This is a genomic window from Streptomyces sp. NPDC127108, assembly GCF_042677545.1.
Classification (GTDB): Bacteria; Actinomycetota; Actinomycetes; order Streptomycetales; family Streptomycetaceae; genus Streptomyces.
Map to the genome: position 1 here is coordinate 49,466 of NZ_JBHXTE010000002.1, position 13,927 is coordinate 63,392.

General features: G+C 73.2%; 9 protein-coding genes. 7 read left to right on the forward strand and 2 right to left on the reverse strand.

Annotated features, from left to right (window positions below; all coding sequences use genetic code 11):
- Positions 1-99: 99 nt before the first annotated feature.
- The gene (locus ACFVHO_RS01785) at positions 100-1,395 is read right to left on the reverse strand and encodes a sensor histidine kinase (RefSeq protein ID WP_385708712.1); all 1,296 of its coding nucleotides are present in this window, start codon (positions 1,393-1,395) and stop codon (positions 100-102) included.
- Between the two features lie 301 nt (positions 1,396-1,696).
- Between ACFVHO_RS01785 and ACFVHO_RS01790 the strand changes: the two genes are divergently transcribed.
- The 6 genes from ACFVHO_RS01790 (at position 1,697) to argF (ending at position 12,271) form a co-directional block, all read left to right on the forward strand.
- Positions 1,697-3,937 carry an MMPL family transporter gene (locus ACFVHO_RS01790; RefSeq protein ID WP_385708715.1) on the forward strand — a complete coding sequence of 747 codons (2,241 nt, stop codon included), beginning with the start codon at positions 1,697-1,699 and terminating at the stop codon, positions 3,935-3,937.
- Between the two features lie 390 nt (positions 3,938-4,327).
- The gene (locus ACFVHO_RS01795) at positions 4,328-5,332 is read left to right on the forward strand and encodes a 2-dehydropantoate 2-reductase (protein WP_385708718.1); all 1,005 of its coding nucleotides are present in this window, start codon (positions 4,328-4,330) and stop codon (positions 5,330-5,332) included.
- Positions 5,333-5,705: 373 nt separating this feature from the next.
- Positions 5,706-7,196: a 3' terminal RNA ribose 2'-O-methyltransferase Hen1 gene (locus ACFVHO_RS01800; RefSeq protein ID WP_385708721.1), complete on the forward strand. Its 1,491-nt coding sequence runs from the start codon at positions 5,706-5,708 to the stop codon at positions 7,194-7,196.
- Positions 7,193-9,814: a polynucleotide kinase-phosphatase gene (locus ACFVHO_RS01805; RefSeq protein WP_385708725.1), complete on the forward strand. Its 2,622-nt coding sequence runs from the start codon at positions 7,193-7,195 to the stop codon at positions 9,812-9,814. Before ACFVHO_RS01800 ends, ACFVHO_RS01805 begins: the two co-directional genes overlap by 4 nt.
- A 101-nt stretch (positions 9,815-9,915) precedes the next feature.
- Positions 9,916-11,142, forward strand: a complete 1,227-nt coding sequence (locus tag ACFVHO_RS01810) for an arginine deiminase (RefSeq protein ID WP_385708728.1) — start codon at positions 9,916-9,918, stop codon at positions 11,140-11,142.
- Positions 11,143-11,260: 118 nt separating this feature from the next.
- On the forward strand, positions 11,261-12,271 hold the full coding sequence (gene argF, locus ACFVHO_RS01815; RefSeq protein WP_385708731.1) for an ornithine carbamoyltransferase: 1,011 nt from the start codon (positions 11,261-11,263) through the stop codon (positions 12,269-12,271).
- Positions 12,272-12,304: 33 nt separating this feature from the next.
- On the opposite strand, the gene ACFVHO_RS01820 is transcribed toward argF, so the two are convergent.
- Positions 12,305-12,730: an ATP-binding protein gene (locus ACFVHO_RS01820; protein WP_385708733.1), complete on the reverse strand. Its 426-nt coding sequence runs from the start codon at positions 12,728-12,730 to the stop codon at positions 12,305-12,307.
- Between the two features lie 365 nt (positions 12,731-13,095).
- Here ACFVHO_RS01820 and ACFVHO_RS01825 point away from each other — a divergent pair, with 365 nt between their 5' ends.
- Positions 13,096-13,923: an enoyl-CoA hydratase family protein gene (locus tag ACFVHO_RS01825; RefSeq protein WP_385708736.1), complete on the forward strand. Its 828-nt coding sequence runs from the start codon at positions 13,096-13,098 to the stop codon at positions 13,921-13,923.
- Positions 13,924-13,927: the final 4 nt, after the last annotated feature.

Below are 13,927 nucleotides of genomic sequence, written 5' to 3' on the forward strand. Positions count from 1 at the left end.
GAGGCGCCGGTCCGCCAGCGCCCTTGCGCCTGGCCGACCCTGTTCCCTCAGCGCCCTCGTGCCTCAGCCGACCCCGCCCCCTCGGCGCCCCGCGCCCCCTCAGCGCCCCTGCCCGTGGTCCTGGAGGACGTCCGCGGCGGCCGTCGCCAGCGGGAAGGCGGCCTCGACCTGCCAGCCGCCCTGGGGGAGCGCGCCGGTGCGCAGCGTCCCGTCCAGGGCCTCGACGCGTTCGCGCAGCCCGAGCAGGCCGAAGCCGCCGCGCCCGCCCGCCGGTGCGGTGCCCCGGTGCGGGGCCGCGGTGTTGGTGACCGTCACCCGTAGCCAGCCGGGTTCCGCGTCCAGGCGGACCGTTGCGCGGGCGCCGCAGGCGTGCCTGCGGACGTTGGTGAGGGCTTCCTGGACCAGCCGGAGCACGGAGATCTCGACTTCGGGGCTGAGCCGGGCGGTGCGGGCGGCGGCCGCGACGTCGAGGCGGGCGGGCGTGTCGGTACCGGAGGCATCGGGGGCATCGAGGGCATCGAAGGCACCGTTGGCACCGTTGGCACCGGAGGCGTCGGCGCTGGTGTGGGCGCAGTGGGCCGAGACGAGGTCGGCCAGTTCGGTGAGCAGGTCGCCGGGGCGCAGCGCGGCGTGATTGTCCTCCCGCAGGACGCCCACCAGACGGCGCATCGACTCCAGCGTCTCCGTGCCGGACCGGGCGATGTTGCGCAGCAGGGGGTCCACCTGGTCGGGCGCGCTGCCCTGGATGGTCACGGCGGCGTTGGCCTGGACGATGATGCCCGTCATGTGATGGGCGATCAGGTCGTGCAGGTCCCGGGCGAGGGCGAGGCGCTCCGCCTGGCGCACGTCGTGCACGGCCCGCTCCCTGCGGAGCTCCATGGCGCGCAGGGCACAGCCGGTGGCGACGCAGATGGCGAGGGCCACGGTCAGGATGTAGCCGCCCGCCACGAACGCGGACCAGGAGCCGCTGCGCAGCGGCAGCATCAGGACGGCGACGCACAGGGCGACGGTCGCCGCGGTCGCGCGCGCCGGACGCCAGGCGTGCGCCGTGGTGCGGATGGTGAGGAAGAGCAGTCCGCAGGTCTCCAGGGCTCCCCACCACTGCAGGCCGGAGGAGTCGATCAAGGTCCACACGGTCAGGGCGAGGGAGATCGTCACGGCGCCGACGACGCGTCGGCCCAGCGCGAACGCGCGCGGCAGGCCGAGGACGGCGAGGCCGATCAGCGGGCCGGTGACGATCACGGGCAGCCACGCGGTCGGCGCCTGGAGCGGAGCGGCGTTGGCGATGCGCGCGGCGCCGAAGTCCCCGAGCAGGATCAGCGCGAACGCCGTCAGGCTGCTGATCCTGAGGAGCCTGCCGCCGGCGGCCGGGTTGAGGGGGAGTTTCCAGTCCACGCCGATCAGCGTAGGAGCGGAAGCGGAGGCCCGTGTCGGCCGAATGACCGACAGGCCGGTTCGCGAAGGGTACGCACGGCTGACGGAACGGGCCCCCGCCAGGCGGAACCCTGGTGACCACGGCGGCCGGAGACCTACCCCCGGGGCCCGGCCGCCGCCCGCACGTCCCGGGACCGGGGGCGACGCACGCCCGCTGCGACCGGTTCGGCCCGCTGCACCCCAGCAGCAGGGCCCAGCCTGCTCGCACCCACAGGCGCCCCGCCTGCCCGCACCCACAGACAGAGAGTGATCGCACCCCCTCATGGCCACCTTCCTGCACCGCATCGGCCGGACCGCCTTCAGGCGACGCTGGCTGGTCGTCCTCCTCTGGGCGCTCGTCCTCGGTGCCGTGGGCGTCGCCGCCGCCAACGGCTCGGGCCCGCAGACATCCAACGTCACCCTCCCCGGCACGGAGGCACAGCGCGCCAACGACCTGCTGGAGAAGCAGTTCCCGGCCGCCAACGCCGACGGCGCCAACGCCCGCGTCGTTCTGCGGGCCCCCGGTGGGGAGAAGATTGGCAGCGCCGACAACCGAGCGGCGCTCGAGGCGACCCTGGCCGAGGTGAAGAAGTCCTCCGCGCACATCGCCAAGGTCACCGACCCCTTCGCGGCGAAGGCGGTCAGCGCGAACGGCACCACCGCCTACTCCCAGGTCACGTACAGCGTGACGGACACCGAGCTGACGGACCGTGACCACACCGGTCTCGACAAGGCGTTGGAGGCGGGCCGCGACCACGGTCTGACGGTGGAGGCGTCGGGGAACGCGCTGCGGCCGCCCGAGGAGGGCCACTCGGCGGAGGCCATCGGCTTCGCCCTGGCCGCCGTCATCCTCCTCATCACCTTCGGCTCCCTGGTCGCCGCCGGGCTTCCGCTGGTGACCGCGCTGGTCGGGGTGGCCGTGAGCATGACCGCCATCACGGCGCTCAGCGGGCCGTTCGACCTCAACAGCAACGCCTCGGTCCTGGCCACGATGCTGGGCATCGCCGTCGGCATCGACTACGCCCTGTTCATCGTCTCCCGCTACCGCTCCGAACGCGCCGAGGGGTACGACGCCGAGGAGGCCGCCGCCCGCGCCAACGGCACCGCCGGATCGGCCGTCGTCTTCGCCGGTCTCACGGTCGTGATCGCGCTCGCGGGGCTCGCCGTGGTGAACCTGTCCATCCTGACCGCGATGGGCCTGGCCGCCGCAGGGGCGGTCGCCGTCGCCGTGCTCGTCGCCGTCACGCTGATGCCCGCGCTGCTCGGCTTCGCCGGTGAACGGGTGGTCGGCAGGGGCCGCGGACGGTTCGTCCGCCGGTTCCTGCCGAGCCGGACCGCGGCGCCCGCGAGGACGGGCCTCGCGCAGCGCTGGATCGCGTTCGTCCTGCGCAGGCCCGCGCGGGTCCTGGTCCTGGCCGTCCTCGCCCTCGGCGTGATCGCCCTGCCCGCCACGAAGCTCGAACTCGGGCTGCCGGACGACGGCTCCAAGACCGCGTCCTCCACCCAGCGCAAGGCGTACGACATGCTGTCGCAGTCCTTCGGCCCCGGCTTCAACGGGCCGCTCACGGTGACCGTCGACGACCGGGATCCCGCCGTCGCCCGCACCGGGGCGGCGGAGCTGGGCACGTCCCTGAAGGAACTGCGCGACGTGGCCGCCGTGACCCCGGCCCTCTTCAACAAGGCGGGCGACACCGCCGTCATCACGGTCGTCCCGAAGAGCGCGCCGGGCAGCGACGCCACGAAGGAACTCGTCGGCGACATCCGGTCCCTGGCCGACCGCACCGGAGCGGACTCGGGCGCCCGCGCCCTGGTGACCGGCACGACGGCCCTCAACATCGACGTCTCCGACAAGTTCAGCAAGGCGATCGTGCCCTACCTGGCGCTCGTCGTCGGACTCGCGGTCCTCGTCCTGATCCTGGTGTTCCGTTCGATCCTCGTACCCGTCAAGGCCGCCCTCGGCTTCCTGCTCTCCGTGCTCGCCTCGCTGGGCGCGATCGTCGCGGTGTTCCAGTGGGGCTGGCTGAAGGACCTGATCGGCCTGGAGCAGACCGGTCCCCTCATGAGCCTGATGCCCATCCTGATGGTCGGCATCGTCTTCGGCCTGGCCATGGACTACCAGGTGTTCCTGGTGACCCGGATGCGGGAGGCGTACGTCCACGGCGCGGACGCGCGGACGGCGGTGGAGGCCGGTTTCCGGCACAGCGCGACCGTCGTCACCGTCGCGGCCCTCATCATGATCACGGTCTTCGCCGGGTTCGTCGGCTCCGAGGACGCCATGATCAAGGCCCTCGGCTTCGGTCTCGCGGTCGCCGTCGCCTTCGACGCGTTCGTCGTCCGCATGACGATCGTGCCCGCCGCCCTCGCCCTGCTCGGCAAGCGCGCCTGGTCCCTGCCCGGGTGGCTGGACCGGATCCTGCCCCACGTCGACATCGAGGGGGAGAAGCTGGCGCGTGCCGAGCCCACGGCGCCCCTGCCGGAGCAGCCGGACCCCCGGCCCGCGCACGACTACAGCGGACGGAGCTGAGCGGCGGAGGGTGGTGCCGGGCCTTGGGGGCGGAGCTCGGCGCCCGGCCTGAGCAGCAGGGCGTGGAGCCCGGCCTGAGCGGCAGGGGTTGGCGCCCGGCTTGAGCGGCGGGGCGCGGTGCTCGGCCTGAGGGGCAGGGGACGGCGCCCGGCCTGAGGAGCAAGTGATGGCGCCCGGCCCGAGGCGCAGGGGGTGGTGCCCGTCCGGCACCACCCCCTCGCCGGGGCGGGGCGAGGTGCGACGAAGGCGCAATCGGCGGGAGCCCGGGGCTGGTCAGCCCCTGCGTCCCTGGTCCAGGCTGGCCCTGCCCGACCTGGCGCCGCCCGCCGCGCCGCACCCCTGCCCGCCGCGCCCGCACCGTGCCCGCGCACCTCGCCCCAGGAGCCGCCCATGCCAAGGCCCCGCTTCGCCGTCCTCGGAGCCGGCAGCGTCGGCTGTCACCTCGGCGGCCACCTCGTCGCCGCCGGGCACGACGTGACCTTCATCGGCCGGTCCGCCGCCATGGCGACCCTGGCCGACCGGGGACTCACGCTCAGCAGCTCCACCCGCCCGCCCGTGCACCTCACACCGGACCGGCTGAAGCTGGCCACCGGACCGGAGGCGGCGGCGGGCGCCGACCACGTCCTCGTCACCGTGAAGAGCGCCGACACCGAGGCCGCCGCCACGGGCCTGGCCGCCCATCTCGCCCCCGGTGCCGTCGTGGTGAGCTTCCAGAACGGCCTGCGCAACCCCGCCGCCCTGCGCGCCGCGCTGCCCGGCCACGCCGTCCTCGCCGGGATGGTCCCGTACAACGTGATGCGGTCCGAGCCGGGCACCGTGCACCAGGGCATGCCGGGACGGCTCATGGCCGAGCCCGACGACACGCTCCTCGCCGCCTTCCGCGAGGCGGGCCTGGACATCGAGGCCCGCACCGACATGTCCGAGGTGCAGCACTCCAAGCTCCTGATGAACCTCAACAACGCGGTCAACGCCCTGTCCGGACTTCCGCTGCGCGACCAGCTCGGACTGCGGGCCTACCGCGGCTGCCTCGCCCTGTGCCAGCGCGAAGCGCTCGCCGCCTTCCGCGCCGCCGGGGTCGCGCCCGCCCGCCTCGGCCCCATCGCGCCCGGCGCCATCCCGTTCGTCCTCGGGCTCCCCGACGCCGTCTTCCGCCGGGTGGCGGCCGCGTCCCTGCGGACCGACGCCCACGCGCGTTCCTCGATGTGGGAGGACCTGCGGTGCGGCCGCCCCACGGAGGTCGACTCCCTGCAGGGCGAGATCGTCGACCTCGCCACCGCCCAGGGCCGGCGCGCCCCCGTGAACGCGCGCCTGGTCGCCCTGGTGCACGAGGCGGAGTCCGCGCCGCGCACCTGGACGGGCCCCGATCTCTACGCCGAACTGCGCGCGGCACGCTGAGCCGTGAGGCGCCGGACCGGGCGACGGTGGGGCGGACGGCACCGGACCAGGCGGCGGAGCGGAAATTCCCGCGTACGTCCGAGGCCTTCGCTGTACGTTTGTGCAGGTGCGCCGGGAAGAGGGCGGTGCGTGGCGAGAGGTCCGCGCCGCGGCGCACGCGACAGATACGGGGGGTTGAGGAGCGGGCCGAGGTCGCGCCGGAAGACGCGCGCCCGGCTTGCGGGGGCGTGATCTGTCACCCCTTCGCGCAAGGCCGGTCGGCCGACGCAGGAAAAGTCGGGCCGACACGCCGTGCGCCAGACAGCCCAGCACGTCATCACGGCTCAGATTGCCCATCGAGTCCACGGCTCAGATTGCTTATCGAGGCATACCCATGTTCTTGACGATCAGCACCACCGGCACTCCGGAACGCCCCGCGACCGACCTCGGGTTCCTGCTGCACAAGCATCCCGGCAAGGCGCAGGCGTTCTCCACGTCCTACGGGCAGGCGTACGTCTTCTACCCCGAGGCGACCGCGGAGCGCTGCACGGCCGCGCTGCTGCTCGAAGTGGACCCGGTGGCGCTCGCGCGGCGCGTCAGGGGCGCCACCAAGGGCCGGGGCGGCGCCGCCGACGCGGCTCTCGCGCAGTACGTCAACGACCGTCCGTACGCCGCGTCCTCGCTGTTCGCCGTCGCCCTGAGCACGGTGTTCTCCAGCGCCCTGCGCGGCGTGTGCAAGAACCTGCCCGAGCGGGCGGCGCAGCCGCTGCCGCTGCGCGTCGAGGTGCCCGCGCTGCCCGCGCGCGGCGGAGCCCGCCTGGTCCGGGCGCTGTTCGAGCCGCTGGGCTGGACCGTGGACGCCGATCCCGTGCCGCTCGACGAGCGCTTCCCGGAGTGGGGCGACTCGCGGTACGTACGCCTCGTACTGGAGGTGCCGGACGGCGGGCTGACCCTCAGCGAGGCGCTGCGCCACCTGTACGTCCTGCTTCCGGTGCTCGACGACGCCAAGCACTACTGGGTCTCGGCCGACGAGGTCGACAAGCTGCTGCGCGCCGGGGAGGGCTGGCTCGCCGACCACCCCGAGCAGAAGCTGATCACCAACCGCTATCTGGCCCGGCGCTGGTCGCTGACGCGCGAGGCCATGGAACGGCTCGAACTGGCGCGGCTCGCGGACGCGGACGACACGGCCGTAGAGGAGATCGACAACGCCGTCGCCGACGAGGGACCGGAGGCGGAGGACAAGCCCGCGCCGCTCGCCGAGCGGCGCAGGGACGCGATCCTCGCCGCCCTCGACGCGGCGGGCGCCGCCCGTGTCCTCGATCTCGGCTGCGGCCAGGGCCAGTTGATACAGGCGCTGCTCAAGGACACCCGGTACACGGAGATCGTCGGCGTCGACGTGTCGATGCGCGCGCTGACCGTCGCGTCGCGGCGGCTCAAGCTGGACCGCATGGGCGAGCGCCAGGCGGAGCGCGTGACGCTGCTCCAGGGCTCGCTCGCGTACACCGACAAGCGCCTCAAGGGGTACGACGCGGCGGTGCTCTGCGAGGTCGTGGAGCACGTCGACCCGGAGCGGCTCGCCGCCCTGGAGTACGCGGTGTTCGGCTCGGCACGTCCCCGCACGGTGCTCGTGACCACGCCGAACGTCGAGTACAACGTCCGCTGGGAGTCCCTGCCCGCCGGTCACGTCCGCCACGGCGACCACCGCTTCGAGTGGACCCGCGCGGAGTTCGGCCAGTGGGCGGACCAGGTCGCCCGGCAGCACGGGTACGGGGTGGAGTTCGTGGCCGTCGGCCCCGACGACCCCGAGGTGGGGCCGCCGACCCAGATGGCGGTGTTCACCCGGACCCAGGACGACAGGAACACGAAGGAGGCGAAGGCAGCATGACCGACAACACCACCGGCACCAGCACCGACAACACCACCGGCAGCGCCACCCCCGGCCGCCGCCTCCCCGTCACCGACCTCTCCCTCGTCGTCCTCATCGGCGCCTCCGGCGCGGGCAAGTCCACCTTCGCGCGGCGCCACTTCAAGCCCACCGAAGTGCTGTCCAGCGACTTCTGCCGGGGGCTCGTCGCCGACGACGAGAACGACCAGGGCGCGAGCGGCGACGCCTTCGACGTCCTGAACTACATCGCGGGCAAGCGGCTCGCCGCCGGGCGCCGTACCGTCGTCGACGCCACGAGCGTGCAGGCCGACAGCCGCAAGCAGCTCATCGAGCTGGCCCGGCGGCACGACGTGCTGCCCATCGCCGTGGTCCTCGACGTGCCCGAGGAGGTCTGCGCCGAGCGGAACGCGGCCCGGGCCGACCGGGCCGGGATGCCGCGCCGGGTCATCCAGCGCCACCAGCGCGAACTGCGGCGCTCGCTCAGGCACCTGGAGCGCGAGGGCTTCCGGAAGGTGCACGTCCTGCGGGGCGTGGCGGAGGTCGAGAGCGCCGAGGTCGTCACGGAGCGGCGCTTCAACGACCTCACCCACCTCACCGGTCCCTTCGACATCATCGGTGACATCCATGGCTGCGCGAGCGAGCTGGAGACGCTGCTCGGCAGGCTCGGTTACGTCGACGGGGCGCACCCCGAGGGCCGCACCGCCGTGTTCGTCGGCGACCTCGTCGACCGCGGCCCGGACAGCCCGGGCGTGCTCCGCCGCGTCATGGGGATGGTCGCCGACGGCACCGCCCTGTGCGTACCGGGCAACCACGAGAACAAGCTCGGCCGCTATCTGAAGGGCCGCGGCGTCCAGCACACCCACGGCCTCGCGGAGACCATCGCGCAGCTGGAGGCGGAGGACGCGAGGGACCCGGACTTCCGGGCGCGGGTGCGGGAGTTCGTGGACGGCCTCGTCAGCCACTACGTCCTCGATGGCGGCAAGCTGGTGGTCTGCCACGCGGGCCTGCCCGAGAAGTACCACGGCCGCACCTCGGGCCGGGTGCGCTCGCACGCGCTGTACGGCGACACCACCGGCGAGACCGACGAGTTCGGCCTGCCCGTGCGCTACCCGTGGGCGGAGGACTACCGAGGCAAGGCGGCCGTGGTCTACGGCCACACCCCGGTGCCCACGGCGACCTGGCTGAACAACACCATCTGCCTGGACACCGGCGCGGTCTTCGGCGGCAAGCTGACCGCGCTGCGCTGGCCCGAACGCGAGCTGGTCGACATACCCGCCGAGCGGGTCTGGTACGAGCCGACGCGGCCGCTGCGCACCGACGCGCCCGGCGGCCACGACGGCCGCCCGCTCGACCTCGGCGACGTGCGCGGCCGCCGGGCCGTGGAGACCCGGCACGCGGGCCGCGTCACCGTGCGCGAGGAGAACGCCGCCGCCGCGCTCGAAGTGATGAGCCGCTTCGCCGTCGACCCGCGCCTGCTCCCGTACCTGCCGCCGACGATGGCGCCCTCCGCCACCTCACGCCGGGAGGGCTACCTGGAGCACCCGGAGGACGCGTTCGCGCAGTACGCGGCCGACGGCGTCGCCCGGGTCGTGTGCGAGGAGAAGCACATGGGCTCCCGCGCGGTGGTCCTGGTGTGCCGGGACGCGGACGTGGCGCGCGAGCGGTTCGGCGTAGGGGGCACCTCCCACGCCGTCTCAGGCAGTGGGGGAGGGCCGACGGGTGCCCTCGTCACGCGCACCGGCCGCCCCTTCCTCGGCGACGCCGACCGCACCGAGCAGGTGCTCGACCGGGTGCGGGCCGCCGCCGACGCCGCCGGTCTGTGGGCGGAGCTCGAGACGGACTGGCTGCTGCTCGACGCGGAGCTGATGCCGTGGTCGCTGAAGGCCTCGGGGCTGCTGCGCTCGCAGTACGCCGCCGTGGGCGCCGCGTCCGGCGCGGTCTTCCCCGGTGCGCTCACCGCCCTTGAGGCGGCCGTCGCCCGCGGCGTGGACGTCCGGGACCTGCTCGGCAAGCAGCGTGAACGCGCCGCCGACGCGGCCGCGTTCACCGACGCCTACCGCCGCTACTGCTGGCCGACCGACGGCCTGGACGGCGTGCGGCTCGCGCCGTTCCAGATCCTCGCGGTCCAGGGCAAGAGCCTCGCCGGTATGCCCCACGACCGGCAACTGGCCCTGATCGACCGGATGGTGGAGCACGACACCACGGGCCTGCTGCGCACCACACGCCGGCTGTATGTCGACACCGGCGACGCGGAGTCGGTGCGCGCGGGCGTCGACTGGTGGCTGGAGATGACCGGGCGCGGCGGTGAGGGCATGGTCGTCAAGCCGGTCGGCGCGCTGGTGCGCGACGGCAAGGGCCGCCTGGTGCAGCCCGGCATCAAGTGCCGGGGCCGGGAGTACCTGCGGATCGTCTACGGCCCGGAGTACACCAGGCCGGAGAACCTGGAGAAGCTGCGCGGCCGCACGCTCGGCCACAAGCGCTCCCTGGCGATCCGGGAGTACGCGCTCGGCCTGGAGGCGCTCGACCGGCTCGCGGAGGGCGAGCCGCTGTGGCGGGTCCACGAGGCGGTGTTCGCGGTGCTCGCACTGGAATCGGAACCCGTGGATCCGCGGCTCTGAGGTGTGTATGGCGCGTTTTGGGCGTCCGTGTCCTGCCTGGCGGGACGCCCAAAACGCGCCGTCGTGCGCGTGACGCGGTCCGGTCGGGTGAGGATGGGGACATGGGATTCCATGTCGACTCCGAGGCCGGGCATCTGCGCAGCGTGATCCTGCACCGCCCGGACCTGGAGCTGAAGCGCCTCACGCCGACCAACAAGGACGCGTTGCTGTTCGACGACGTGCTGTGGGTGCGGCGGGCAAGACAGGAGCACGACGGCTTCGCCGACGTGCTGCGCGACCGGGGGGTGGCGGTCCACCTCTTCGGTGACCTGCTCACCGAGACGCTGGACGTGCCGGCCGCGCGGCTGCTCGTCCTGGACCGCGTCTTCGACGAGAAGGAGTACGGCCCGCTCGCCACCGACCACCTGCGGGCGAGCTTCGAGTCGCTGCCGTCCGCGGAACTCGCCGAGTTCCTGATCGGCGGCATGACCAAACGGGAGTACCTGGAACGGCACCCGGAGCCGACGTCCGTGCGCTTCCACTGCATGGACATGGACGACTTCCTGCTCGGCCCGCTGCCCAACCACCTGTTCACCCGCGACACCTCCGCCTGGATCTACGACGGCGTGTCCATCAACGCGATGCGCTGGCCCGCGCGGCAGCGCGAGACGGTGCACTTCGAGGCGATCTACCAGCACCACCCGCTCTTCCACGACCAGGGTTTCCACCTCTGGTCGCAGGGCCAGTCCGACTACCCGTCCACCATCGAGGGCGGCGACGTCCTGGTCCTCGGCAACGGCGCCGTGCTCATCGGCATGAGCGAGCGCACCAAGCCGCAGGCCGTCGAGATGCTCGCGCACAAGCTGTTCGCCGCCGGTTCCGCGACCTCGATCGTGGCCCTGGACATGCCCAAGCGCCGCGCCTTCATGCACCTGGACACGGTCATGACGATGGTCGACGGAGATACGTTCACGCAGTACGCGGGCCTCGGCATGCTCCGCTCGTACACCATCGAACCGGGCGTCGACGAACGCGAGTTGAAGGTCACCGACCACCCGCCGGAGCACATGCACCGCGCCATCGCCGCGTCGCTCGGCCTCGGCGGCATCCGGGTCCTCACGGCCACCCAGGACGTGCACGCCGCCGAGCGTGAGCAGTGGGACGACGGCTGCAACGTGCTCGCGGTCGAGCCGGGCGTCGTGGTGGCGTACGAGCGGAACGCGACCACGAACACGTATCTGCGCAAGCAGGGCATCGAGGTGATAGAGATCCCCGGCAGCGAGCTGGGCCGGGGCCGGGGCGGCCCGCGCTGCATGAGCTGTCCGATCGAGCGGGATCCGGTCCGGTAGGCGCACCCTGGGACGAGTGGAGCGGGGCGGGCGGGGGCCTGCATATAAATGTGAAAGATCGTATAGACTTTCAAGGGTCCCCGCCCGCCCCGACGCACGCGTACCCCAGGAGCGCCCCATGGCGACGACAGCCACGACCGACCTCACCGGCCGCCACTTCCTCAAGGAGCTGGACTTCACCGCCGACGAGTTCCGCGGCCTGCTCGCCCTGGCCGCGGAACTGAAGGCCGCGAAGCGGGCCGGGGCCGAGGTCCGGCACCTGACCGGCAGGAACATCGCGCTGATCTTCGAGAAGGCGTCCACGAGGACCCGCTGCTCCTTCGAGGTGGCCGCGGCCGACCAGGGCGCCGCCACGACGTACATCGACCCCTCCGGGGCGCACATCGGCAAGAAGGAGTCCGTCAAGGACACCGCCCGTGTCCTCGGCCGGATGTTCGACGCCATCCAGTTCCGCGGCGACGCCCAGGAGACCGTCGAGACCCTGGCCGCACACGCGGGCGTGCCCGTCTACAACGGCCTGACCGACGCCTGGCACCCCACACAGATGCTCGCCGACGTACTGACGATGACCGAGCACTGCGCCAAGCCGCTGGACCGGATCACCCTCGCCTACCTGGGCGACGCCCGCCTGAACATGGGCAACTCCTACCTGGTCACCGGCGCCCTGCTCGGCATGGACGTGCGGATCGTCGCGCCCCGGGCGTACTGGCCCGCGGCGGACGTCGTCGCCCGGGCGCGGGCGCTCGCCGAGACCACCGGCGCGCGGATCGCCCTCACCGAGGACGTCGCCGAGGGCGTCGCGGGCGCCGACTTCGTCGCCACCGACGTGTGGGTGTCGATGGGGGAGCCCGCCGAGGTCTGGGACGAGCGCATCGCCGCCCTCGGTCCGTACGCGGTCACGATGGACGTCCTGCGCGCCACCGGCAACGCCGACGTGAAGTTCCTGCACTGCCTGCCCGCCTTCCACGACCTGGCCACCCAGGTCGGGCGCGAGGTGGCCGAGCGGCACGGACGCGACTCGCTGGAGGTCACGGACGAGGTCTTCGAGTCGGCCCACTCGGTCGTCTTCGACGAGGCGGAGAACCGGATGCACACGATCAAGGCGGTCCTGGTGGCGACGCTCGCCTGAGACCCCGGGGACTCGGGGGCCAGGGGCGGTGCCTCAGTGGTCGGCCGGTGCCCGCAGCGTGAACCACACGGCCTTGCCGGACTCCGTGGGCCGGTGGCCGCAGGACGAGCTGAGGGTGCGGATGAGAAGCAGGCCGCGGCCGTGCTCCTGCCAGGGATCGGGCTCGTCGTCCGGCGACGGGTCGGTGAGGTCGCCCGGCGGGATCGGGCTGGAGTCGCGCACCTCGACCTGGCAGCTGGTCGGCAGCAGCTCGATGACCAGCTCTATCGGGTCGTGCCCCGGGGCGTGCTCCACGGCGTTGGCGACCAGCTCGGCGGTGAGGAGTTCCGCGGTGTCGGTGTCCGCGGTGGAGCCGATGTCGACGAGGGCCGTACGGACCAGGGCGCGCGCGATCGGCACGGCTGCCGTGGTGTGGGGCAGTCCGATGCGCCAGGAGGCGGGGGCGTGCGGTTCGGGCAAGGCGGGTCCGTTCGGCGAGCAGGTGGTCCTGTGCGGTCCTGCTGTCAACCGTACGAATCCTAAGCCGAGTGACGACAGGGGCGACCGTCGGCTGGTTTGCAGTCCGATGACAGGACATTGCGGGACTTACGCCTCTGCGGCCGGGACTCGCTTCCTCTCTGGCCGGGGCTCGCGTCCTCTGCGGTCGGAACGGACGGCCCCGAGGCGGGCATCCTCCTGCCCCTCGTATCGCGTACTCGTGACGACAGTCATGGACGAGTGATAACTTCGAGAGGGAGCGAGACCGCGCCCCGGCGCGCCGACCCCGCCCCGGCCAAGGCCCGCGCACCGGCCCCCGCCGCCCCCGACCCAGGAGGCCGCACGTCATGAGTCCCTTCACCGGCTCCACCGCACGCACCCCCGAGTGGCGGCATCTGCGCCTCAGCGTCGACGACGGCGTCGCCACCGTCACGCTCGCCCGCCCCGAGAAGCTGAACGCCCTCACCTTCGGCGCCTACGCCGACCTGCGCGACCTGCTCGCCGAGCTGTCCCGGGAGCGGTCCGTGCGGGCCCTCGTCCTCGGTGGCGAGGGCCGCGGCTTCTGCTCCGGCGGCGACGTGGACGAGATCATCGGCGCGACGCTCGCCATGGACACCGCGCAGCTCCTCGACTTCAACCGCATGACCGGCCAGGTCGTGCGGGCCCTGCGCGAATGCCCGTTCCCCGTGGTCGCCGCGGTGCACGGGGTGGCCGCGGGCGCGGGCGCCGTGCTCGCGCTCGCCGCGGACTTCCGGATCGCCGACCCGTCGGCGCGGTTCTCGTTCCTGTTCACCAAGGTGGGGCTCTCCGGCGGTGACATGGGCGCGGCGTATCTGCTGCCGCGCGTCGTCGGCCTCGGCCACGCCACGCGCCTGCTGATGCTGGGAGAGCCGGTGCGCGCCCCCGAGGCCGAGCGCATCGGCCTCATCAGCGAACTCACGGACGAGGGCAAGGCGGGCGAGGCCGCCGCGGCCCTGGCCCGCCGCCTGGCCGAGGGCCCCGCCCTGGCGTACGCCCAGACGAAGGCCCTGCTCACCGCCGAGCTGGACATGCCCCTCGCGACCGCCGTCGAGATGGACGCGGCGACCCAGGCCCTGCTGATGAACGGCGAGGACTACGCCGAGTTCCACGCGGCCTTCACGGAGAAGCGCACGCCGAAGTGGCGGGGGCGGTGAAGGC